Source organism: Streptomyces sp. MUSC 14 (assembly GCF_001866675.1).
GTDB lineage: Bacteria > Actinomycetota > Actinomycetes > Streptomycetales > Streptomycetaceae > Streptomyces.
The window spans coordinates 192,054-214,866 of the sequence record NZ_MLYN01000019.1 but is presented as its reverse complement, the minus strand read 5'-3'; the positions used below and the strand labels follow the sequence as shown (position 1 = coordinate 214,866).

Annotated in this window: 22 protein-coding genes; 11 read left to right on the top strand and 11 right to left on the bottom strand. The window is 67.6% G+C overall.

The window, feature by feature from the left end; translation table 11 throughout:
- Nucleotides 1–33 precede the first annotated feature (33 nt).
- Nucleotides 34–579, top strand: coding sequence for a hypothetical protein (locus BIV25_RS12020; protein ID WP_071372230.1), 546 nt, complete (start codon nt 34–36; stop codon nt 577–579).
- A gap of 18 nt (nt 580–597) precedes the next feature.
- A complete protein-coding gene (locus tag BIV25_RS12015; RefSeq protein ID WP_071372229.1) occupies nt 598–978 on the top strand; it encodes a hypothetical protein in 381 nt (126 codons plus the stop codon).
- 226 nt (nt 979–1,204) lie between these two features.
- Here the strand turns inward: BIV25_RS12015 and BIV25_RS52645 are convergent, their stop codons facing one another.
- The 3 genes from BIV25_RS52645 to BIV25_RS12005 all read right to left on the bottom strand — a co-directional run bounded on the left by BIV25_RS52645 (nt 1,205) and on the right by BIV25_RS12005 (nt 2,403).
- Nucleotides 1,205–1,672 (bottom strand): hypothetical protein, encoded by a 468-nt coding sequence (locus BIV25_RS52645; protein WP_079176584.1) that lies wholly within the window; start codon nt 1,670–1,672, stop codon nt 1,205–1,207.
- 81 nt (nt 1,673–1,753) lie between these two features.
- Nucleotides 1,754–1,987: a DUF397 domain-containing protein gene (locus BIV25_RS12010; protein WP_071372228.1), complete on the bottom strand. Its 234-nt coding sequence runs from the start codon at nt 1,985–1,987 to the stop codon at nt 1,754–1,756.
- Nucleotides 1,988–2,079: 92 nt separating this feature from the next.
- Nucleotides 2,080–2,403, bottom strand: coding sequence for a hypothetical protein (locus BIV25_RS12005; protein ID WP_256255765.1), 324 nt, complete (start codon nt 2,401–2,403; stop codon nt 2,080–2,082).
- A gap of 384 nt (nt 2,404–2,787) precedes the next feature.
- Between BIV25_RS12005 and BIV25_RS12000 the strand changes: the two genes are divergently transcribed.
- Entirely contained in the window at nt 2,788–4,062 is a 1,275-nt protein-coding gene (locus tag BIV25_RS12000) for a transcriptional regulator (RefSeq protein WP_071372227.1), read from the top strand.
- Here BIV25_RS12000 and BIV25_RS11995 read toward each other — a convergent pair.
- Both BIV25_RS11995 and BIV25_RS11990 read right to left on the bottom strand, forming a co-directional pair.
- A complete protein-coding gene (locus BIV25_RS11995; protein ID WP_071372226.1) occupies nt 4,043–4,705 on the bottom strand; it encodes an HAD family hydrolase in 663 nt (220 codons plus the stop codon). The two genes, BIV25_RS12000 and BIV25_RS11995, sit on opposite strands and share 20 nt — an antisense overlap.
- 140 nt (nt 4,706–4,845) lie before the next feature.
- Nucleotides 4,846–5,367 carry a hypothetical protein gene (locus BIV25_RS11990; protein ID WP_143076617.1) on the bottom strand — a complete coding sequence of 174 codons (522 nt, stop codon included), beginning with the start codon at nt 5,365–5,367 and terminating at the stop codon, nt 4,846–4,848.
- A gap of 448 nt (nt 5,368–5,815) precedes the next feature.
- Between BIV25_RS11990 and BIV25_RS46795 the strand changes: the two genes are divergently transcribed.
- On the top strand, nt 5,816–7,573 hold the full coding sequence (locus BIV25_RS46795) for a DUF262 domain-containing protein (RefSeq protein WP_177235242.1): 1,758 nt from the start codon (nt 5,816–5,818) through the stop codon (nt 7,571–7,573).
- A 92-nt stretch (nt 7,574–7,665) separates the two neighbouring features.
- On the opposite strand, the gene BIV25_RS11985 is transcribed toward BIV25_RS46795, so the two are convergent.
- Together BIV25_RS11985 and BIV25_RS11980 are read right to left on the bottom strand one after the other, a co-directional pair.
- Nucleotides 7,666–10,806 carry a DUF3427 domain-containing protein gene (locus tag BIV25_RS11985; protein ID WP_071372224.1) on the bottom strand — a complete coding sequence of 1,047 codons (3,141 nt, stop codon included), beginning with the start codon at nt 10,804–10,806 and terminating at the stop codon, nt 7,666–7,668.
- Between the two features lie 415 nt (nt 10,807–11,221).
- On the bottom strand, nt 11,222–12,241 hold the full coding sequence (locus BIV25_RS11980; RefSeq protein WP_071372223.1) for a hypothetical protein: 1,020 nt from the start codon (nt 12,239–12,241) through the stop codon (nt 11,222–11,224).
- A 144-nt stretch (nt 12,242–12,385) separates the two neighbouring features.
- Here BIV25_RS11980 and BIV25_RS11975 point away from each other — a divergent pair, with 144 nt between their 5' ends.
- Both BIV25_RS11975 and BIV25_RS11970 read left to right on the top strand, forming a co-directional pair.
- On the top strand, nt 12,386–13,399 hold the full coding sequence (locus BIV25_RS11975) for a permease (protein WP_177235247.1): 1,014 nt from the start codon (nt 12,386–12,388) through the stop codon (nt 13,397–13,399).
- Between the two features lie 14 nt (nt 13,400–13,413).
- Nucleotides 13,414–14,145 (top strand): TIGR03943 family protein, encoded by a 732-nt coding sequence (locus tag BIV25_RS11970; RefSeq protein ID WP_071372221.1) that lies wholly within the window; start codon nt 13,414–13,416, stop codon nt 14,143–14,145.
- Here BIV25_RS11970 and BIV25_RS11965 read toward each other — a convergent pair.
- Entirely contained in the window at nt 14,135–15,610 is a 1,476-nt protein-coding gene (locus tag BIV25_RS11965) for a glycoside hydrolase (protein ID WP_071372220.1), read from the bottom strand. The two genes, BIV25_RS11970 and BIV25_RS11965, sit on opposite strands and share 11 nt — an antisense overlap.
- 190 nt (nt 15,611–15,800) lie before the next feature.
- On the opposite strand from BIV25_RS11965, the gene BIV25_RS11960 reads away from it, so the two are divergent.
- Nucleotides 15,801–16,589, top strand: coding sequence for a class E sortase (locus tag BIV25_RS11960; protein WP_071372219.1), 789 nt, complete (start codon nt 15,801–15,803; stop codon nt 16,587–16,589).
- Nucleotides 16,590–16,605: 16 nt separating this feature from the next.
- Here BIV25_RS11960 and BIV25_RS11955 read toward each other — a convergent pair whose 3' ends face one another.
- A complete protein-coding gene (locus BIV25_RS11955; protein ID WP_071372218.1) occupies nt 16,606–18,009 on the bottom strand; it encodes an MFS transporter in 1,404 nt (467 codons plus the stop codon).
- A gap of 106 nt (nt 18,010–18,115) precedes the next feature.
- On the opposite strand from BIV25_RS11955, the gene BIV25_RS11950 reads away from it, so the two are divergent.
- Nucleotides 18,116–18,643: a helix-turn-helix domain-containing protein gene (locus tag BIV25_RS11950; RefSeq protein ID WP_071372309.1), complete on the top strand. Its 528-nt coding sequence runs from the start codon at nt 18,116–18,118 to the stop codon at nt 18,641–18,643.
- Here the strand turns inward: BIV25_RS11950 and BIV25_RS11945 are convergent.
- Entirely contained in the window at nt 18,640–19,479 is an 840-nt protein-coding gene (locus BIV25_RS11945) for a serine hydrolase (RefSeq protein ID WP_071372217.1), read from the bottom strand. The two genes, BIV25_RS11950 and BIV25_RS11945, sit on opposite strands and share 4 nt — an antisense overlap.
- A 110-nt stretch (nt 19,480–19,589) precedes the next feature.
- Here BIV25_RS11945 and BIV25_RS11940 point away from each other — a divergent pair, with 110 nt between their 5' ends.
- The 3 genes from BIV25_RS11940 (at nt 19,590) to BIV25_RS11930 (ending at nt 21,753) form a co-directional block, all read left to right on the top strand.
- On the top strand, nt 19,590–19,919 hold the full coding sequence (locus BIV25_RS11940; protein WP_071372216.1) for a DUF6412 domain-containing protein: 330 nt from the start codon (nt 19,590–19,592) through the stop codon (nt 19,917–19,919).
- A 115-nt stretch (nt 19,920–20,034) separates the two neighbouring features.
- Entirely contained in the window at nt 20,035–20,766 is a 732-nt protein-coding gene (locus BIV25_RS11935; RefSeq protein WP_071372215.1) for a membrane protein insertase YidC, read from the top strand.
- A gap of 129 nt (nt 20,767–20,895) precedes the next feature.
- Nucleotides 20,896–21,753 (top strand): fumarylacetoacetate hydrolase family protein, encoded by an 858-nt coding sequence (locus BIV25_RS11930; RefSeq protein ID WP_071372214.1) that lies wholly within the window; start codon nt 20,896–20,898, stop codon nt 21,751–21,753.
- Nucleotides 21,754–21,839: 86 nt separating this feature from the next.
- Here the strand turns inward: BIV25_RS11930 and BIV25_RS11925 are convergent, their stop codons facing one another.
- A complete protein-coding gene (locus BIV25_RS11925; RefSeq protein ID WP_071372213.1) occupies nt 21,840–22,730 on the bottom strand; it encodes an LLM class F420-dependent oxidoreductase in 891 nt (296 codons plus the stop codon).
- Between the last annotated feature and the right edge of the window lie 83 nt (nt 22,731–22,813).

Here is a 22,813-nt window from a genome sequence, read left to right as displayed (position 1 = left end):
CCGTATCTCCAACATCAGGCAATACGGGGACAGATGTCCATCAAGATGACCAGCCGAACTCGCTTCACGCGCAGCACAGCCGTGCTCGTTTCTGCCCTCACCGCAGGCGCGATCTTCGCCACGAGCACCGGCGCACATGCGGCCGAGGCCGCACACCGCACCACCGCTCCGACAGCCCTCGCCGCCGAAGAGACCTCCGATGACGCCCAGTGGGAAGCCCTGCTCGACACGATGATGTCCATCCCTGAGGACGTCTTGGAACAGGGGGACGCGGCGACCGTCGCCTACCTGAAGCAGCGGCAGCAGAACGGAGAGCTGCCCCAGGGGCAGGTTCAACTCCGTTTCGGATGGCCGAGTTTCGGCTGCCTGGGGGCGGTCGCGGTGGCCGTTGGCAGCAACCTCCTTCCGGCCGCGAAGATGGTGAAGATCGTGAAGATAGCGAAGCGCGTCGGGGTCAAGCGCGTCGTGAGCGCGATCAAGGCGATCCGGAAGGGCAAGGGGCACACCCTCGCCAACGACCTTCAGTGGGCCGGCGCCCAACTGCTGGGTCTCGAAGGTGTCAAGGCAGCCTGTTCCTAACCACGATCGGAGGAAGACATGCTGGTGGCAAACATCGTCTTCGCCTGCGAGACCCTGCTGGTCGTGGCAGGCATCATCTGGATGCTCGCGGTCGTGCGCACCGGCGCTCGGGTCGCCGGAGCCGACCGGCCCCGGCTCGGACTGATCCAGCCGACCGGCGAACTGATCACGGCCGCGGCACTCAGCCTGGGCGCCGGCTGGGCCGTCGCCCGCCACTCCGTACCCAACCTACTGGTGCTCGCCGTTCTCGGAATCGCTCTCCCCGCCATGGCGGGCATGGCACTTGCGCTGCTGACCCGTCAGGAAGAGTCGCCGATGCGCAGCGCACGTGGATGGCTGGTTCTGCTCGTTCCTGTCATCGGAGGCGGAACCGCGGGTCTGGCACCCCAACTGTTCTGATCAGGAACCAAGGGTGTCCGGCGGGAGCATGGCCTATGGCCCCATGGCTCCACGGCCCCGCCGGACACCCACCCGCATCTGACCAACCTCAGGGCGAACCCCCTTCTCTCTCACCCGCTTTCCCCGGGCCGCCCGCTCGCTTCTTCCTCGCGGAAGCACGGCACTCCCAGAGAAGCGGGCGGCCTACGGCAAGCTCGCCGCCGAGGGTTGGTCACACCAGCCCTCTTTACCCAACGGGACAGGCCAGTTCGGGCTGCGCATGGTTCGGAGAACACGTCACCACTGCGACGGACAGGTACGAGGGACGCTCAAGGTAGAACCCGAATGACACGTCGCCGCCTGAACTAATTCTCTCAGCAATGGAGTTGACCAACGCGGAGAGATCGATCAAGCCTCGCTCCCACTCGGAGGCAAACCGAGGCGCGTACTCGGCTACACACGCCCTGACCCAGGTAGCCGCTTCTTTCGGCTCGTCCCACGTGCCACGAACCAAGGATCGCGGTTTGATGAGCCAGTACGCCGTCTCCAGCGGAGGAAGGTCCACGACCGGGAACTCCGACGCGATCTCCCGATAGCGCTGGAGCAGCTCTGGCTTGCATCCGGCCGGTGGTGGCTCGGGATGCGGAGGCCGCCGTAGGGCTTCCTGATCGAACCGCTCTTTCGCCCCCACCCAGAGATAGCCGTGGTGATGCACCTGTCGTTCCTGTCGTCGGACGCCGAAGACCAAGGGGGACCGGTCCCGACTCCGCGTGGAGCCGGGACCAGCTGGGATGGATCAGGCAGACAGCCCGAACCTCATCGGATCGATACCGGCCACGGCCAGCTCCTCCGTGGTGAACCGCAACGGCACCGCGTCCGGCCGCTTGCTGTCACCGAGGGCCCAGGCGTCCTCGCCGATCCTGGCCAGGGTCACGCACGACTCGCCGTCCGGATGGGTGTTGCCTCCGCACGCCTTCACGAACGAGGCGCCACTGAGGTCGAGCGCGTACAGGTCAGTTCCGTTCAGCATTACTGCACCTTCCTGTTCAACTGACGCGGCCATGGCTGACCGCCGCCGCCCTGGGTGGGCGGGAGTCCATGGAAATGGGAGAGAGCAGATGCTTAGGTGACCGGATCACTGGCCGGGCCCGGCACGGAGTCGGCGTGCTGCCGTGCGCGCCCCGATTGGACGAGCGCGATGATCGACCGCGGTGCGCAGAGGTCGCCCTCGTAGCGGGGTGGGATTACCCAGTACGTGCCGGGCGGCTGTTGCCGCTCCAGTCGCGGTACTCCGAGGTACACGCCCTGACCTAGGCAGGTGGCCATGTCCTCGTACGCCCAGACCAGACCGGCATGGGGCTGGATCAGGGCGTAGTACGTCTCGCCAGTGGCGCGCCGGTCGTAGATGATCGAGCCGCCCAGCGACTCGCCCAGCGCTGGCGCCACTGTGTCAGGGTCACACGAACCCACGGCGGCGTGCACCACGGTTGCGGGCATGCGTACGGCGGCGAAACGAACTCCGAGGGGAAGTAACGCGACGCCCTGGGCGGCCCACTCCGCCCGAGCGACTTTGGGTACCGGATGTGTGCGGGCGAGCCATTCGCTGATCGCCCTGTCCAAGGCCTCCTGGGTATCCAATGGGCCGCCTCCAGTTCTGAGTTCCGCCGGGTACGAGCCCAAGCGTTCAGCAACATGGGTGCGTATTCGAGGACTTAGAAAGGTCACTGAAGGGACGTAGACAGGGCCTAGATAGACCCTCATAGGGGGAAGCAGTCCCAAAAGAGGGCTCGATGTGGGACTGTTGAAGCAGTCGCAGCAGGAGGTCTCCACATGTCCAGGCCCACCGGCAACGTTCGACTTAAGGCCGCTCGCCTAGCCGCCGGATTCAATTCCCAGCAAGACTTGGCGGCGGCTCTCACCCGGCACGCACAGGACATGGGCCTACGAGGGATGTCCATCGGGGTACGCCAAGTCCGCCGCTGGGAGTCGGACAGCCCACCCTGGCCTCAGCCGGACTGCCAGCGGGTACTAGTACACCTTCTGGGCCAAAGCATGGAGGCGTTGGGGTTCGCGCCTCCGTGGGGTTCCGATGACACGCAGCATACGGATCTCACGTGGCGGGTGCTGCTGGCGGAGGGCCCGGTCGCCCAGAGCGCTGGACTTCTGCGACGTCGGGCCGTTGCGCCGCAGCCTCCAACGGCCGGCGCCGACTTCCAGGCCGTCACTCGGTCCCATCGGAGGCTCTACTGGTCCGTGGCCCCGCCTCAACTACATCCTGCTGTCGTCGCGCACGCGAGATTGGGCTGTGCCCTGTTGCCGGACGCCACCGACTCGACGCGTCGAACGGTCGCGGCCGCGCTGGCAGAGACGTACCTCCTTGCGGGGAGGATTGAGTTCTTCGACCTCCGCGAACCCAGCGCCGCCAACGACACCTACCTCTTGGCGCTGCAAGCCGCAGGTGAGGCCGATGACTCGCTGCTCGGCTCGGCGATCCTTGCGCACATGGCGTTCGTGCCCGGCTGGGTGGGGGATCGTGACGGAGCCTTGGAGCGCATGACAGCAGCCCGAACCTACGCCCGGCGCACATCGGCGTCAGCCGAGTTCCTTGCCTGGCTCGACGCGGTAGAGGCCGAATGCGAAACCAGGTGCGGGAGCACGCGAACCGCGTTGCACTTGATCGGGCATGCCGAGGACGTACTGGCGGCTGGCAACGAACACTCATCGCCGGAGTGGATGGACTGGTTCTCACCGGCTCGTTTGGCCGCCTTCAAGGGGAACACGCAGATGATCGCGGGCCATCTCCCGCAGGCTCGCGAGAGTCTGCTCCAGGCCTTGGCCGCGATGACACCCGCCGAAAACAAGCAACGCTCGGTGGTCTACGGGGATCTGGCAGTTGTGGAAGCAGCGTCAGGCGATCCACAGCGGTCGTGCGAGTACGCGGGCAAGGCGTTGGATCAACTGGCGGTCACTTGGTACGCCACCGGTATGGACCGAGTGCGTGAGGTTCGCCGCGCGCTCGCGTCCTACCATCAGGAACGATGTGTACGTGACCTCGATGACAGGCTGTACGACTGGTCAACGACACTCAACGCGCTGAGTCGTTGAACTGGCTGATCACGACCGGAAGTTCCAGCAGACTCTCCACCCGGAAGGTGGGTAGCTCGCGGGCCTCAGCAGAGGTCCACTGAATGGTGGCCCAGGGACCTCGACGCACGAGCGTCGTGTGCATACCCGCCTCACGCGCAGGGCGAATGTCGTTGTCGCAACGATCCCCGACATAAAGGGTCTCGCCGACGTCGAACGGGACCGCCGCAGCCACCCGCTTGAAGAACTCGAGGTCAGGCTTGCTCGCACCCCAGTCATCAGAGGTGCCGATCAAGTCGACGTCGTGCGAGAACAGCTCGCGCAGGATCCGTCCGGCCCGCACGGTCTGGTTCCCGGCGATACCGAGCCACAGCCCATCAGCACGGAGCTGGGCGAGGGCCGGACGGACATCGGCATAGAGGTCCTCGTCTCCGAACATCTCTGGCTGCCCGGCCGAGGCCCTCTTCTCCCGCTCAGCGTAGAGGTCGAACCCGGGCCTGAACTCCTGGAAGACCTCCCGGTAGTCCCGCCCCTGAGCGATCACGGCCCCGAACATCGAGTGGAAGGTGTGCCGCGGCACCCCCAGCCAGTCGGCCCAAGTCCCGTACTCCCGAGACTCGTCTACCAGGCACTCACCTACGTCGAAGACGACTGCGCGAATCATGGAGGCAGGGTAGCGAGTTGTTCGTTGCTGGGGCGCGGGGCCCTTGCGACGGCATCGGACTCCGCGGCGCAGCGAAGCGCAGGTCGAGCATAGAGATGGCTCTGCTTCATATCACGCCAGCAGCACTCGCAGGAAAGTCTTTAGTGCCCGTCATCGACTGCAGACGTGATCTCCTTCACGATCTGCTCGCCCGCTGTGATCGATTCCTGCAAGATGGGCGCAGCTTGATTGAAAACGATGCAGGCTGTTACCAGCGCAAGAAATGCCTTCTTCCAGCGGCTCGCACTTTCTTCCCGCATGTTGACCGCCGAAACCGAAGCCTGAGCGAGCGTGCCTATGACAGTGCTGGCTTCTTCGGCAACTCGAGCTCCGCCAAAGAGGTTGGAATTCTCAACCAGCCACACAACGTGACGGAGCTGCGACATCAACTGGTCCCTCAAAGGGCCATCTATTTCATCCTCTCCCATTGAGGCGAGGAGATCAATCCATTCGGTGCAGGTGTCACTCATCTGGCCTAGATCCGTGCTACGTGGCGCAGCGTTGGATCCGACGAGATTGCCGGAAATCAAATCGGCCGTGGATTCAAGATGATCCAGCTTATCATCGTCAATTATTGAATCTACCGGCCGGGTTTCATCCAGCCAGTTGACCACCGGCTGCATTACTGCCGCCCACCATGCACCTATGTGGCGTTCGCACCTGTCTCGCTGTCGTTGAGGTAGTGCGTTCAGTTGCTGAATTGTGAGTTGCAGGAGTGACACAACTTCGGTGTGGCGACGAGTGAATTCAATTGATCCCCACTCCGCCCCCAGGACGGTGGACCAGGATCTAGCAATTGTTATTTCTGTTGAACTGCGGACACGCGATATGAGCGTGTGCAAGTTATGGGCTGCTGTGTTCTCGTGAGAAAAGCTCATGTCCCTGCCTGACTGTGGCATCCCCACCGACGGTGCTGGACCACTGAATGTAGCAGCCCGCACCGCTCCAGCGCGGTGCTCGGCACAAGCTGCGTCGGCAAGCCCACCGGCGCCGGCCGCCTGGTCGATACCGCCTCCTCGGCGCGGCGTGAGCGGTACGCTCAGCTTGTCCTAGATGACTGGAGGTCCCCAGGTGGCAATCATCAAGCAGGCCCAGCGGCAAACCCTTGGCCAGTTGATCGGCGCCAACAATCCCATAGTTACCGTTCCCGATGATAGTCAACGGCAGTATGCATGGACGAAAAAGGAGGTCGATGTCTTCTGGACTGACATCGAAAAATTCAAGGAATCCCGCGAAAGCGGTCGAGAGTCGTCGGCGGAGTACTTCATCGGCCCCGTAGTCACCATTACGGCTGACTCCAAGCAAGGGAGGTCGCTCCTTGACGGGCAGCAGCGCCTCACCACGTCAACAATCCTGATAGCGGCGATAAGGGACACTCTGTGGAGTATGAAGTCGCCGGAAGGGATCTCAAGCGCGAACAATATTCAGCGTGACTATATTGCGCGTAAATCCGGACGCAAGGAGCCGATGGAATATTTCCTTGTCCTGTCTCTTTTTGATAGGGATTTCTTTCGTGATCATATTCAAGACTGGAATGAGACGCTAGGTGAGTGCCCGAAGATCGAAAAACCAGGTCGACCTTCCCATCGACTCATACTCGATGCCTACAGTAACTTTCGATTGAAGATTACGAACCAGCTGCAAAAATTTCCCGAAGACGAAACACGCTTGGACTATCTCGATTCTCTAAGGGAATGCCTTATTAATGGATTGGTATTTGTTGAGATCCAGACCCCTTCGTCCGGTGATGCAAACGAGGTCTTCGAGACGATTAACTCTCGAGGGAAAGATTTGTCGACTGTGGACCTTGTCCGAAATTTCTTGATGGAGAAGAGTAGGGGTGAACACGAAAAGTCTCGCGTAAACGATGCATGGCGATCACTTCTCGATGGATTCGATCGTCGGGAAGAGATAGAGAAGTTCCTTCGCCACTTCTGGGTTTCTAAGCATGGAGATGTGAAGTCGCACAGCCTATATGCAACTATTCGCAAGGACCTGAGTAGTCATTTCGATAAGCGCCCTCAGGTGTATGGTGTTGGCGCTTTCTCTGCTGAGCTCGAGGGTGCTGCTGGCAGATATGCGGACCTCATCAACGGAAGCACCGGTGATGTGGAATTCGATGCAGCCCTGAGTGAGATTAAAGCAATGAACGCAGATGCCTTGTATCCACTGCTGCTCTCGGCGTCCGGCGAGTATCAATATTCCCAACTGCAGGATCTCGTAAAGGCATCGATTAGCTACTACGTGCGATGGACGGTAGTAGGGAGGCGCGAGTCGACCCTGTTGGAGGAGAACGTCTTCAGTGCGGCTAAGGAACTCGCTAGAGGCGGCCCTTTGGGTGAAGTTCTAAACAAGGTGCTGGGATGGATCCCGGACGACGAAACCTTCAAGTCGGACTTTCTGGAGGCGTCCATTCCTAAGCAGTCGCAGGCTCGATATCTCTTGGCCCGGATAGAGCAGCACCTGCGCAATGAGAAAGACATACGAGAAGAAGTGGTTTTGGGTGATGGGAAAGTCCACGTTGATAACATCTACCCGCAGAAGCCTGAGGAGGAGCTAAAGCTTGATGATCACGATGATTGGGTGAGTAGGCTCGGTAATCTCACCCTTCTCGCTGGAAAGAAAAATCAGTCTCTATCTAATCTGTCTTTTCCTGAGAAGGCTCATATGTACTCCGGATCTGCGCTTCTGATCTCTTCGCAGACGAGTATCGATGAGCTGTGGGATGGTCAGAACTGCAAGTGGCGGGTAGACGGTATCAAGGCCCGTCAAGCCCAATTGGCAGAATATGCCCTTGAGGTGTGGCCTAATGGTAATCGCTGGACCTGATGGGCGGCATGGTCTGCTTGGGTGCTGAATTCGAACTTCCAACGATTCTCTAATGAGGCGGGTCGGTCACATATGAGGCCGACCTGGTGGTCTCAACTAGCCGCATTGATAGCAGCGTAGGTCCACACGTCGGCCGGCAGTTCGTGTTGCAGGCGCCAGGTGATAGCCATCGGCTTGCTGCCGGTGTGGTCCTCATATGCGGCTGGGCCGATCAGCATCCATGGCTGGGACTTGCCGATGTCGGTGTTCTTGTAGCGCCGAATGAACAGCAAGGCCTGTCTGTCGTCTCCGTTGTGCTGCTGGTAGCGCAGACCGGTAGGGGAATGTGTGGCTGTCGAGTTCTGAGACTCCCATCGGAAGAGCGTCGGGCTCAGCGCATAGTCCTTGTATCGGATGGTGGGTGAGAAGTCTTTCTCGTTCTTTTCCAGCGTGATGAGAAGGGCATCCGTGTTGAGTTCCTCGACCCATTGCACCCCTTGTGCGAACGAGCGAGGCATCTGCCCACCGAAGCGAGCTACACCGAGGGCGGCGAGGATCTCGGAGCGGTTGTAGGCGCTGTGCACCTTCAGCGGGACGTGGCTGAGGCGGTCGGACAGTTGGATGGGGACGTGGTCGGCCTGCTCGATGACGTGGGAGATCACCTGCCGGAGCTCATCCCGGAACACGTGTTGGTGACGCAGTGATTCCAGACCCTCTTGGAAGCTCGTGAAACCGCCCGCGTTGTCCCACAAGTTGAAGAACAACATGTGGGCGTACGACTGGTCGGCTGGACTCAGTTCCTCGTACTGCGGAGCGCCGTCTTGGAGGAGATCGAGGTACGCCGTCGCGCGCTCTGGGTCGTCTACGTGGAGGAAGGCGTGAACCCGCTTGAGGAGTGCAGCTTCTCCGGCGGGTGCAGGTTCGTCGATCAGCCTGGCGCGACGCAGAACTGTCGTCCAGGAGTTGTCACTCTTGTACAGTTCCTTGATCTCCCGACGACTCTCGCGCAGGTAATCGGCGAGGCGGGGAGTTTCGTAGGCCCGCACTTCCTTTATTAGTGTCTTCACTGTCGCACCCAACTGGGTCCGGATGTTCTCGATGACGAGGTCTTTCGACTTGCCTTCGAGGATGATCTGGCAGCCGGACGGCAGTTGGGGGAAGTCGTGCTCGATGTGGTCGAGAAGACGGTTGCGCGACAGGTTGGTCAGTGCCCGAAACTGCTCTTCGAATCGGAACTCGGCTCGATGCTGCCCGATGAAGTCGAGGACGGTGAGCACGGGCTTCGTCTCGGTTCGCCGTAGCCCTCGGCCCAACTGCTGGAGGAAGACGGTGGCGCTGTTCGTGGGGCGGAGAAGGAGCAAGGTGTCGACGTCTGGGACGTCGAGACCCTCGTTGAACAGATCGACGGAGAAAATCACTTGGAGCTTTCCGTCACGAAGGTTGGACAGTGCGTGGGAGCGTTCCGCGGAGGGCGAGTCACTGTCGAGCGCTACTGCGTTGAAGCCAGCCTGCCGGAAGAAGTCCGCCATGAAGCGGGCGTGTGCCTTGGTCACGCAGAAGCCCAGCGCCCGCATGGCGCCGGGGTTGGAAACCTTGTCTCGGATCTGCTTCACCACGATCCGGGCGCGCGCGTCGTTGCCTGTGTAGAGGTTGCCGAGCTCTTGGGCGGCGTACGAACCCTTCTGCCAGCCAAGGTTCGTCAGGTCCGTGCCGTCGGGGATGCCGAAATAATGGAAGGGGCAGAGGAGGTCGTTCTCCAGGGCTTCCCAGAGCCGCATCTCGGCAGCAATCCGCCCCTCGAAGAACTCCTCCTGGACGTTGAGACCGTCCATTCGCTCGGGGGTGGCCGTCAGGCCTAGCAGCTCCTTCGGCGTGAAGTGGTTGATGACGCGCCGATAGGTGGTAGCCGTGGCGTGGTGGAACTCGTCAATGACGATGATGTCGAAGTGCTCCGGGGCCAATTGCTCAAGGCGTTGAACGCTGAGGGATTGGACACTGGCGAAGACGTGGTCCCACTCGAGGGGGTCCTGCCCTGCGTGGAGTAGCTCGCCAAAAGAGGCATCGTCCAGCACCTCCCGGTACGTGCGCAGAGACTGCTTGAGGATCTCCTTGCGATGGGCTACAAACAGGAGTCTTGGTCGGCCGCTGTCCGACTTATTGCACGATCTCCGGTAGTCGAGGGCAGCCATCACCGTTTTCCCGGTTCCGGTCGCGGCGACCAAGAGGTTCCGATGCCGCCCGCGGAGCTCCCGCTCGACGGTGAGCCGTTCCAGCATGTCCCGCTGGTGAGGGAAGGGGCGTACCTGGAGGCCAGAAAGGCTGATCTTCAGGTCCTTGGAGGAGCTGGTGCCACCCGCCTGTGCCAGCGCTTCATCCAGACGTGTGCCGTGGAGGTCGGGGTCGTACGTCTCGAAGGAGATGTCGTTCCAGTATGCGTCGAAGGTCGCCTCGAACTTGTCCAGCACGGCAGGAGTCGCAACTGACGATAGACGTACGTTCCACTCGAGGCCGTCCAACAGCGCTGCCTTCGACAGGTTGGAGCTGCCGACATATGCCGTGTCGAAGCCCGTTTTGCGCCTGAACAGCCAGGCCTTGGCATGCAGTCGAGTGGAACGGATCTCGTAGTTGACCTTGACGGTGACGCCGAACTCCCTGACCAGGCGGTCGAGCGCGTGGCGTTCGGTGGCGCCGATGTAGGTGGTCGTTATGACGCGAATCGGCACGCCTCTCTCTCGCGCTGCGTGCAGTGAGTCTTCAAGGACGCGAATGCCGTACCACTTCACAAACGCACAGAGGAGGTCGATTCGGTCAGCAGTTGCGAGCTCGGCTCTGAGCTCGGCCCCGAGGCTGAGGTCCTCTGGAGAGTTAGTGATGAGCGACGTCTCGGACAGAGGTGTCAAAGGACGCAAGGCGTACACGCCCGGAGCCTCCTGTCGCGCCAGAGTCAGAAGCTGACGCGGGCCTTCGATGACGGAACCAACGTGGCCGGCATCGCTCGAGTCCGGAGTGCTCGTAGCGGCCAACGCAGCGAGGATGCGGTTCGCGACTTTGACGCGATCCTCGGGGGGAACTTGCGCCAACCTGTGGCCGACAGCATCACCGATGTGGCGTGCCAGGACATGGGGAGCGGACTCTGAGCTGACCTCGGCATCAACAGCTTTCCAACCAGCGGACTCAAATCGCTCCAGCTTGTCGCGTACGTCATGCGTGATCAGTTTCTCGTAGACGCCCGCGATCGGCTCGGACAGGTCCATCGGTTCTGCCACGGCTGATCCCCCGATCCCTCGTGATGCTCGTGCACGACCGTGTGTGACGACCTGGAATATTTCTAACAGCAGCCACTGACAGATGATGGTGTGGTGCCGAAACATGACCAGAGCGCGGGGTTCTGCAGTGGCCGTGGGGACCGCCCGCTTCCCGGCATCGTCGTGCTTCCGCCGCCCGGCCTCAAGGGCACTTCCGCTCCGCTCCGCTGCGCTCTCGCGTCGGCTGGCGCCGATGGCTCTTCGAGCCACCCTTGACCCCGGGCCGCTCCAGCACGGGGGAGAAGCGAGCGGGCGGCCCGGGGGAGTGGGCGGGGAGGTGGGTGGCGGCTCGGGCAGCTCTATGGGGCACCGGTGTTGGGCGGGTGAGCCTGTGGCGCCCGGTTTGTTGTTGCGGTCCTACGTTCTACGCGCCGTGACAGCCGCCGTACCCCTCCGTCGAGCCGCACCAGCACTCGGCGCCCCGCTCCGGCGGCCAAGCCTCCGCCCTCCCCCTCGCCGCCAAGGTCGTCGCGTACTGCGGCAGCAGCGTCACGTCATCCGGTGACGAGCCCTCCGATGCGGCGAACGCCTCGTAGGAAGGCACCGTCCCCGTCACGATGCCCAGGTTGGGCGTGCCGGACGACGACAGCTCGCGCAGCGACGACTCTATGGTCGACAGGTGTTCGTCGCGGGACGGGTACTCCGAGGACAAGGCCGGATACGCCGATACGAGTTCTGTCAGTTCCGTGGCCGGCCAGTGCAGGACCGCCACCGGGAAGGGGCGGGAGAGGGCCTCGCGGTAGGCGCCCAGTTCGGCCTGGAGGCGGGAGATCTCGGCGGCCAGTTCGGCGGGGTTGTCCGAGCCGAGGGACCAGACGCGTTTGGGGTCGTGGAGTTCGTCCAGGGAGACCGGGGCCGAGTGGAGGCTGTCCGCCAGGGTGTCCCAGTCGTCGTGCGGCAGGCCCAGCATGCGGCGGACGCGGTGGCGGGCGTAGAGGAGGGGGTGGGTGGGGGCGGGGGTTTCCGTGGCCTCCGGAAGGAGCAGGCGGGCGGCTTCCGTGAGGGTTTCGGCCGCCGCCTCCAGTTCGTCGTGGGACTCCAGGGACTCCGCCGCGATCAGCCAGGGGGCCGGGTCGCGCGGGGCGGCGAGGCGGATGCCCTCGATGATCGCCCTGGCCTCGGCCTCGTGGCCGTACTCCCAGAGGTTCGAGGCCTTCAGGGCCCGGATCAGGGGAGGGTTGTCCAGGTCGGCGGTGGTCGACAGCAGGCGGTCGTAGAGCGTGGTCGCGGCGGGGCGGTCGCCGGACAGTTCCAGGTGGGCCGCGGCGCGCAGGAGCAGGGCTTCGGCGTCCTCGGGGTACAGGCCGGCGGTCCGCTCCAGGCGTGCCGCTTCCGCGGTGTGGTCGACGTTCTCGGCAGGCGAGGCAGGCGTGTCGGGGCGCATGGGGGACACCGTACTGCCGCACGGTGACAAAGGTGAGGCGTGGAGGGGGCGCGGGGGAGGGGCCGCGGGCCTTCGTCTATCTTCGTGGGAGCTCGGGTGTGGGCATCCAGTGGGGGCTGTGTGAAGAGCGTTGGCGGGGTTGGGCTGGCAGAGGCCGACAGCGGGCGGCCGGTGGCCGGCGGGGAGCAGGAGGCGGCGTTGCCGCCGTACTGGCCCCTGCTGCTCGTCGCGGCCGCCGTCGTGCCCGGTGTCCTGCTGTTCGTCGTGGGGCGGTGGGGGGACGCGCCGGCGGTGCAGGCCTGGCGGACCGTCTGCCTGGCCGTGACCGTGCAGGCCACGCCGTTTCTGCTGCTCGGGACCGCGCTGTCCGGGGCGATCAACGCCTTCGTGCCGGAGCGGGTCTTCCAGCGCGTCCTGCCCCGGCGGGCCGCGCTCGCCGTGCCCGTGGCCGGGGTCGCCGGAGTGGTGCTGCCCGGGTGCGAGTGCGCCTCGGTGCCCGTCGCCGGCAGTCTCATCGGGCGAGGGGTTCCGCCGGCCGCGGCGTTCGCGTTCCTGCTGTCCGCGCCCGCCATCAATCCCGTCGTGCTGACCGCCACCGCGATCGCCTTCCCCGGGCAGCCCGCCATGGTGCTGGCCCGGCTGGTCGCCTCGCTCGTCACCGCCGTCGTCATGGGCTGGCTGTGGCTGCGGTTCGGGAAGGCGGAGTGGTTGCGGCCCGTCGTACGGCATCGGCACGGCGGGCATCGGGACGGGCGCAGCCGGTGGGACGAGTTCCGGCGCGGGTTCCAGCACGACTTCCTGCACGCGGGAGGCTTTCTCGTGCTCGGGGCCATGGCGGCGGCCACGTTCAACGTCGCCGTGCCGCGCTCCGTGCTCGACACCTTCGCCGGGTCGCCCTGGCTGTCCGTGCTGTTCCTGGCGGGGCTGGCGGTGCTGCTCGCCGTGTGTTCCGAGGCCGACGCCTTTCTCGCGGCCTCCCTCACCGCCTTCCCGGCGGTGGCGCGGCTCGCGTTCATGGTCGTCGGGCCGATGGTGGACCTGAAGCTCATCGCGCTCCAGGCGGGGACCTTCGGGCGGGCCTTCGCCGTGCGGTTCTCGGCCGCCACCGTCGTCGTCGCCGTCGTGTGCAGCGCGCTGGTCGGGGGAGTACTGCTGTGAAGGGGAGTACCGCTGTGAACAGGTCGCTGCGGGCGGTGCTGCTCGCGCTGTGCGGGCTCGGGCTGCTGCACATCTCCCTCTTCACCGACCTCTGCCTGCGGTACGTCAAGGAGAGCATGCGGCCCCTGCTCATCGCCTCCGGCGTCGTCCTCGTGCTGCTGGGCATCGCCGGTGCGCTGCTCGATCGCCGGCAAGAACACGGAGAGACACAGCACGGGCACGATCACTCCGGTCTGCCCCGCGTCGCCTGGCTGCTGCTCCTGCCCGCGCTCAGTCTGCTCTTCTACGCCCCGCCCGCCCTCGGTGCCTACACCGCGTCCCGGCAGCCGGCCAAGCCGGTCGCCGAGCGGGAGACCTTCGATCCGCTGCCGGCCGGTTCACCGGTGCCGATGACCCTGTCCGACTTCACCAGCCGGGTGCAGCAGGACCCGGCGCAGGACATCAAGGGGCGGACCATCCTCATGACCGGGATCGTCACGCCCCACGGGGGAGGCAGCTGGGATCTGACGCGGATCATCATCAACTGCTGTGCCGCGGACGCCCAGTCGGTGAAGGTGCGGATCTACGGCGGTGACGTGCCGCCCGCCGGCGCCTGGGTGTCGGTCACCGGGACCTGGCACCCGGGCGGGCGGCTGGGCACCAGGTCCGCGCCGGTCGCGCTGGACGCCCTCACGGTGAAGAAGGTGCCCCGGCCGCTCAACGGCTACCAGGACGCCCTTCCGCTGCCCTCGGCCGTCACACGCTGACCCCGTCCACCTGGAGCGTCTGGACCGACTTCGCGGCGAAGGGGACGGCCACGGCCTTGCCGGACAGGTAGGTGTCCGAGTGGGCCGTGTAGAGGTCCGAGCCGCCCGTCGTCACCGTGTTCCAGCGGGGCACCAGGCCGCCCGAGCCGCCCGTCGCGGAGGAGAAGGACGAGAGGTCGAAGGTCAGGGTCTGGGCGGAGGCGGACGTGTTCGCGGCCACGATCACCAGGCGCTTCGCGGACCTGTCCAGGGCCGCCACCGCGTAGCTCACACCCGTGTCGAGGATCGTCATGCCCGGCCGGATGTGCCGGGTGAACTGGGCCAGCGTGTAGTACTTCGTCTGCACCGCCCCGGGCTGGAGGGTGGCGGCGTCGTAGGCGATCGTCGCCCAGCCCGGGCTGGGGTCCATCACCTGCCAGTACACCCAGGCCGTGGGGTGCAGCCAGCGGAAGTCGTAGAGGAGGTTGCTCGCCAGGGTCAGGCCCGTCGAGTCGCCGTCACCGGTCTCCGAGTTCCACAGTGCCTTGCCGGACGTCGTCACCACGTCCGAGTAGAGGAGGTCGCGGCGGCCGCCCGAGCCCTGGTAGCCGTGGACGTTGACCCGGTCCACGTAGCCCTTGGTCGTGGCGGAGAAGGAGCCCCAGGTGGTGCGGGCCAGGTCGTAGGTGTTCTCGTCGGACGCCGAGATCCTCGTCGACGTGAGGCCGCGCTTGTCCAACTCGCCGCGTAGGTAGGGCAGTACGGCGGCCTGGACGGTCGCGTCCATGTGGCAGCCCTCCTGGGTGCCGGTCGCGGTCCACCAGGCGGACGAGGGCTCGTTGAAGGCCTCGACCGTCGAGAAGGTCACGCCCCAGTTCTGCTTCGCGTAGAGGGCGACGGCGGCCAGGTGGGAGGCGTGCCGGCGGTAGTTCCAGGACTGGAGGTTGTCGCCGCCGCCGGAGGCGCCCGAGGGGTTGTGGTTCAGGCACATCCACCACATCGGGGAGTTGGCGAAGAGCTCGGTGGTCGCGCCTCGCCCGGCCGCCTTCACGAGCATCGCGCGCTGGGTCGCGTCCGCGGTCCACTTGAAGGAGGACGAGGTCGGGTCCTCGCTCGTCCAGTCCTGCCAGTACCCCTCGATCTGCTTGAACTCGGGGATGTTCGCGGAGGCGGCCATCGACGCGCCGCTGACGCTGTTCCAGCTGCACGCGCCCAGGTTGTAGCGGGCGATGTTCAGGCCGAGGCCGGGGAGGGACGTGCCGTCGTACGTCGTCGACCTCGTCGTGAAGAAGATGTCCGCGAAGTCGTCCCGTGTGCCGAAGACGTTCGCCCACCAGGCCAGGGACGTGCCCCAGCCCTCCCAGGTGCCGTAGGCGGCGGACGGGTCGACCGGGATCGTCGCGTCCGCGCGTGCGGTGCCCGCCGCGAGGGCGCTGCCCAGGAGGCCGCCGCCCGCCGCGGCCAGCAGTGTTCTGCGTCGAATCATGGCTACTCCGCTCTCCGTCGGGGCTCCGGCAGGAAGCATCGGGGGTGACGGGTGAGGTTGTCGAGAGTTCTGACAGCGCTTTCTCGAACCCATGGAGAAAGCCCGTCCGGCATCTCGGATGCCATGCGTGTATGGCCAGTTGGAGCCGCCGCGCCTATCGTGCGGGCGGCTCCCGTGGAGGTGGGTGCGGATGCTCGCGGCGTCTGGTGTGCGGGTCGTGGGGCACGGCGACCGGCGTCGGCGTGCCCGGCGCCGGCGGCTGCTGTGGGGCGGGGGCGAGGCGCTCGTCACGGCGGGGGTGCTGCTCGCACTGCTGGTCGTGCACCAGCTGTGGTGGACCAACCGGGAGGCGCGGCGCGGGGCCGAGCGGCAGGTGCAGGCGCTGGAGCGGGAGTGGCAGGGCGGCAACGGCCAGGGCACCGGGCGGAGTTCGGGTCCCGGTCCCGCGTCGCCCGGCATTTCCGGTACGACGAAGCGGGCACCCGCGCCGCGGTCGTCGTCCGTCCCCGTCGCCGCCCCGCCCCGGCGCTCCCAGGCGTACGCCGTCCTCGACATCCCCCGGCTCGGGCTGCGCGTCCCCGTCGCCGAGGGCGTGGGCAAGGCCGACGTCCTCGACAAGGGGTACGTCGGCCACTACCGCGGCACCGGGCAGCCGGGCCAGGCGGGGAACTTCGCGCTCGCCGGGCACCGCAACACGCACGGCGAGCCCTTCCGCTATCTGCCCCGGCTGCGGCGCGGGGACGACATCGAGGTGGAGACGCGGACGGCGACGTACACCTACGACGTCGACCAGGTGCTGCCGCAGACCTCGGCGACCGACTCGGGCGTGATCCGGCCGGTCCCGCGCTCCCTCGACCGGCCGTCCTACGGCTACTCCGGTCCCGGTTACTACATCACCCTGACCACCTGCACCCCCGAGTTCACCTCCCGCTACCGGATGGCGGTGTGGGGGAAGCTGGTCTCCGTGCGGCCGAGGTGAGCCGCGGCCGGCCGGTTCAGGAGCGCTCCCGCGGCGCCAGCACGCTCAGCACGCCCAGCACCGCCAGTCCCGCCGACACCAGCAGGGCGATGTCCGCGCCGTGGCTGAGGCTGCCGGAGGAGGTGGCCAGGGCGATGGTGAGGGCGACGCCGGCGCTGGAGCCGATGTAGCGGAAGGTCTGCTGGGCGCCGGAGCCCATCGCGGCCCGCTCGCGCGGGACCGACTCGACGGCCAGCAGCGGCAGGCCGCCGTTGAGCAGGCCGCTGCCCACGCCGCCGATGACCAGGCCGGGCAGCAGCCGGACCCAGGAGCCGGAGCCGACGGCGCCGAGCATGGTCAGGACGCCGACGGCGTGCAGGGCGAACCCGGCGGCGAGCTGGACGCGCGGGGTGACGCGGCCGGCCAGGCGCTTGACCTGGAGGGCGACCGTGAAGCTCAGCCCGGACCAGAGCAGCAGCAGCCAGGCCGTGTCCATGGGGGACAGGCGCAGCGTCTGCTGGATCAGGGCGGGCAGGAAGCTGAACGGCGCGATCACGGCGAGGCCGGTGAACAGGCCGCCGCCGGCCGAGGCGAGGAAGGGGGCGTGGCGCAGCAGGCCGAGGTCGATCATCGGGGTCGCGACCCGGCGTTCGACCGCGACGAAGAGCGCCATCAGGACCACGGCGGCCGCGAGGAGGAGGCCGACGGGTGCGCGCAGCCAGCCGTCCCGGCCGAGGGTCAGTGCGGCGACCAGGGAGACCAGGGCGAGGCCGAAGGCCAGGGCGCCCGGGATGTCGGGGCGGCCACCGCGCGGGGCGCGGGACTCGGCGAGGGCGCGGGTGCCGAGCGCGGCGACCACGAGGGCGGCGGCGCCGAGGACGCCGTACGCCACGCGCCAGTTCGGCAGCGCGCCCGCGATCAGCGGCCCGGCCGCGATGCCGCCGCTGACGAAGGCGCCCCAGACGGCGGTCGCGTGCAGCCGGCCGCGCGGGGCGGGGTGGGCCGCCACGATCAGGCCGAGGCTGCTCGCGAGGAGCGCGGCGCTGGCCGCGCCCTGCGCGACGCGGGCGAGGGTGAACTGCCAGGTGGACGTGGCGAAGGCGCCGAGGACGGTGGTGAGGCCGAGGGCCAGGGTGCCGGTGAGGAAGAGCCGGCGGCGGCCGTAGTCGTCGGCGAGGCTGCCGGCCACCAGCAGGAGCGCGGCGAGGCCGAGCGGGGTGCCGTTCAGCAGCCAGGCCTGGCCGGACAGGGCGGTGTGCAGGGCGCGCGCCGTGTCCGGGAGCGTGACCATCGGGGCCGTGTACGTCATCAGCGCCACGGCGGTGGCCGCGCTGGTCAGGGCGAGGGTGGCCCGGGGGCGGGCGCCGGGGGCGTCCCGGGCGGACGAGGCGGTCGCGGCGCCGGCGGGGGTGGCGGTGGTGGCGGAGTCGAGCCCGGTCATGGCGTGGTCCTTACGGTTCAGTCAATGAACTGACCTGACCCCGCCACCGTAGCACGGTCGATTCATTCATTGAACCTAAGCGGGGAAAGTGGCTACAGTGGGCGGCATGGCACTGGGCAAGGACTACGCGACACAGCAGTGCTCGATCGCTCGCGCGCTCGAGGTCGTCGGCGAGCGCTGGACGCTGCTCGTCGTCCGGGACGCGCTGTACGGCGTGCGGCGCTACAACGACTTCCTCGTCCACCTCGGCATCCCGCGCGCCGTCCTGGCCGCGCGGCTCCAGACGCTGACCGCCGAGGGCATCCTCGAAAAGCGCCGGTACCAGCAGTCGCCGCCGCGCGACGAGTACGTCCTCACCGACCGCGGCATCGCCCTGTGGCCCACCCTGCGCGCCCTCGGCCTGTGGGGGCGCGAGCACTACACCGACGGCCGGCTGCGCTCCTTCCGGCACGCGGACTGCGGCACCGAACTCGGGACGTACGGCGAGTGCCCCGCGTGCGGGGGCGCCGTACCGGTGGGGGACGTGGTCATGTGGCCCGGACCGGGCCTCGACCGGGACCCGGCCGACCCGGTGAGCCGGGTCCTGCTGAAGCCGAAGCGGCTGCTGGAGCCGCTGGAGACCGAGGCCGTCTAGGCGATCTGCCGGACCAGGTCGACGGCCGTGCGGTCGGTGTCGTCCGAGTCGGCGTTCAGCCGGTGGAGGACCACCCAGCGACCGTCGTCCGTCGCCCCGGCGAAGAGGGAGGCGTGCCGGGTGGCGCCGTTGTGCCACAGGAGGATCCCGGACCGCTGCCACGAGGGGGCCGGATCGCCCAGCCGGCGCTCGATCGCCAGCCGGACCAGCAGATCGGCCACCGCGCGCGGCGTGGCCCACAGCCCGCCCGCAGGGAGGATCGGCCCGTCCATCGTCCAGGGCCGGCGGGCCCGGCCGAACAGCCCCGGGGCGAGCAGCCGCCGGTCCGCGTCCGGACGCACGCTCACCTCGCGGACGTCCAGCGGGCGCAGGACGTGCTCGGCGAGCAGCTCCTCGTACGGCACACCGGCCGCCGCCACCAGCGCGGCGCCCAGCACCGCGTACCCGAAGTTGGAGTACTCCTCCTGCCGCCCCGGCGGCCGGACCGCCACCTCGTCGAGCCGGCCGAGCGCCCGGGTGAGCGCGGGCTGGTCGAAGGCGGCGTAGGGATCGGCGAGTTGGTGGGCTCGGACCGGGTCGGGCGGGAGGCGGGGCAGGCCGGAGGTGTGGGTGGCCAGGTTCCGCAGTGTGATGCCCGTGCCGGGCGTGGCGGGGAGGTGGCGCTCGACGGGGTCGTCCGGGTCGAGCAGGCCCGCGGCGGCCATGCGCATCAGGGCGGTGCCGGTGAGCACCTTGGTGAAGGAGCCGATCTCGACGAAGCGGTCCGCCGCGTGGCCGTCGGCGACCCGCGCGGCCGGCGCGTCGCTCGTCAGGACGCAGGTCGGGATGCGTGCCACGGGGACTCCCCTCGGGTTCGGGCTTCGGATGCGAGCGCCCTCTCAGGTATAAAGGGCGAACAGACGCCGGAAGTTGCCTGCGTCGGTAGTCGCGTACGGGGAGGGCCGGGATGAGGCGCGCGTTCGTGTCGTCGCGTTCGGTGCGTTCCTCGCGTGCGGTCGCCGTGCTGCTGCTCGTGCTGCTGCCGGTCCTGCTGCTCGACACGGGCAACCTCTCCGCGACCGTGGCGCTGGCCGCGACCGCCGCCGCCGGTTCCGCGTTCTCCGTCTGCCTCCTGCTCTCGGCGCGCAGCGCGCCGGCCGTTCCGCCCACGCGCGTGCGTACGGCGATCCGGGACCGGGACCGGCGTACGGCCTTCCTGCCCCAGCGTGATCCCGACGCACCCGGCCGGCGACGGCCCAGGGCACCCGGACGCGCCCTCCCGGCGACCGCCGCGTAGGGCACGCACCCCTTCCTTCCGATACGCGTGACCCCGCGCGGGTCGTCATGCCGCTCTGTTCCGTTCCGGCCCTGCCCGGACATCCGGCACGACGAGACCCCCGGAGGGCTCACCCATGTCCGTTCTCGCTGTCTTCGCCCGCCTGGTCGAGCACTTCGCCGACCTGCTGACCCCGCTGTTCCACGCCTCCGCGGCCGCCGCCGCGATCGTCCTGTTCACCGCGCTCGTACGGCTCCTCGTCCACCCGCTGTCCCGCGCCGCCGCCCGTGGCCAGCGGGCCCGCGCCGCGCTGCAGCCGAAAATCGCCGAACTGCGCACGAAGCACGCCAAGGATCCGCAGCGGCTCCAGAAGGCGGTGCTGGAGCTGCACGCCGAGGAAAAGGTCTCGCCGCTGTCCGGCTGCCTGCCGAGCCTCCTCCAACTGCCCGCGTTCTTCCTCCTGTACCACCTCTTCTCCAGCTCCACGGTCGGCGGCGAGGTCAACGGCCTGCTCGGACACGAGCTGTTCGCGGCGCCGCTCGGCGGGCGCTGGGCCGACGCGCTCGCCGACGGCGGCCCGTTCGGGCCGGCCGGGCTCGTCTACGCCGGTCTCTTCGCGCTCGTCGCGGCCGTCGCCGCCTTCAACTACCGGCGCACCAAGCGCATGATGGCGAACAACCCGGTCGCCGTCGCGGGCGCGGGCGGCGACGGCGGGCCGGTGCCCGGGCTCGGCGCGCTCAACAAGGTCATGCCGTTCATGTCGTTCTTCACCCTCGTCACCGTGGCCGTCGTCCCGCTCGCGGCCGCGCTGTACGTCGTCACGAGCACGACCTGGAGCGCCGTGGAGCGGGCCGCCCTTTATCAGTGAGAGGCCCGGTTACGGTCCAGTACGTGAACAGGGTCTTGCGGAGTGGACCGTGGGACTGGAGGATCAGCCAGTCCTCCGATGGCTGCACCCATCGGCCGGGCGCCCCCGCGATCGAGGGAGATTGTGACCATGAAGCTGCTGCGAGTCGGTACGGCAGGGGCGGAGCGGCCCGCGCTGCTCGATGCCGAGGGAACCCTCCGGGACCTGTCGGGGATCGTCGGCGACATCGACGGCGCGCTCCTCGCCGACGAGGCCGCGCTCGGCCGGGTACGGGCGGCCGCCGCCTCCGGTGAGCTGCCCGCGCTCGACGCGGCGGGGCTCAGGACCGGGTCGCCGCTCGCCCGGATCGGCAAGATCGTGTGCATCGGCCTCAACTACCACGACCACGCCCGCGAGACCGGCGCCGAGCCGCCCGCCGAGCCGGTGGTGTTCTTCAAGGCCCCGGACACCGTCGTCGGGCCGCACGACACCGTGCTCGTCCCGCGCGGCTCCGTGAAGACCGACTGGGAGGTGGAGCTGGCCGTCGTGATCGGACGTACGGCCCGCTACCTGGAGTCGGCCGAGGACGCCCTCGCGCATGTCGCGGGGTACGCGGTGGCGCACGACGTCTCCGAGCGGGAGTTCCAGATCGAGCGCGGCGGGACCTGGGACAAGGGCAAGAACTGCGAGACGTTCAACCCGCTCGGGCCGTGGCTGGTGACGGCCGACGAGGTGCCCGACCCGCAGGCGCTGTCCCTGAGGCTGTGGGTCAACGGAGAGCTGAAGCAGGACGGGACGACGGCCGAGCAGATCTTTCCCGTGGGGGAGGTCGTGCGGTACGTCAGCCACTTCATGACGCTGTACCCCGGGGACGTCATCAACACGGGGACGCCGGCGGGGGTGGCGATGGGGCAGCCGGAGCCGAAGCCGTATCTGCGGGGCGGGGATGTGGTCGAGCTGGAGATCACGGGGCTTGGCCGGCAGCGGCAGGAGCTCAAGGACGCCTAAGGGGGTGGGGGCTGCGCGAGTACGGCGGGTGCGGGTCCGTTTCGGTTCTCGCGCAGTTCCCCGCGCCCCTTCGGGGGCGCTTCCGCTTACCCCAGCAGATAAGCGAGGCGGCGCCATTCCTCCCTCGGGAGCTTTTCCCGGGGGCCGCCCGTGACCACCTGGAGGGCCACGTGGTCGGCGCCCGCCTGGTGGAAGGTGTCGATGCGGTCGCGGACGGCGGCCTCGTCGCCCCAGGCGAAGACCGCGTCGACCAGGCGGTCGCTGCCGCCGTCGGCCACGTCGTCCTCGGTGAAGCCGAGGCGCAGGAAGTTGTTCGTGTAGTTCGGCAGGGCGAGGTACATCGCGAGCGTCTCGCGCGCGACGGCGCGGGCCCGGGCCGGGTCGGGCTCCAGGACGACCTTCAGCTCGGGGGCGAGCAGCGGCCCCTCGCCGAGGACCTCGCGGGCCTGGGCGGTGTGTTCGGCGGTGACCAGGTAGGGCACCGCGCCCGCGGCCCGGTCCCGGGACAGCTCCAGGGTCCTGGGGCCGAGGGCCGCGAGGACCCGGCGGTCGGCGGGGACGCCCGCCGCGTCCAGGGCGTCGAGGTAGGCGACCAGCGCCGAGTAGGGGCGGCGGTACTGGTCGGCGAGCTTTGCGTGGCTCACCCCGAGGCCGAGCGCGAAGCGGCCGGGGTGGTCCGCGTCCACCTGGGCGAAGGCGGCCGCGCTGGTCTCGGCGTCGTAGTCCCAGATGCTCTGGATGCTGGTGCCGACGGTGAGGGCGCCGGTGGCCTCCAGGAGCGGCACGGCATGCCGGGCCGCGCTGTTGCCGCCCAGCCATACGGCGCGGAACCCGGTCTCCTCCAACTCGGCTGCCGCGTCCGCCAGTTCGCCGCGCCGGGAGGGTTCCTCCGCGCGCAGGGCGAAGCTCCAGATGCCGTAGCGGCCGATCCTGTCCTTCAAGCCGTTCGAGGTGCTCGTGCTGCTCGTGCTGCTCATGGGGGCGATCCCTCCGGGCGGGTCGTGATCATCACGTCTACAGCTCTTCCCAACCGGCGGGATCCCCCCACGGATTCCCCGCG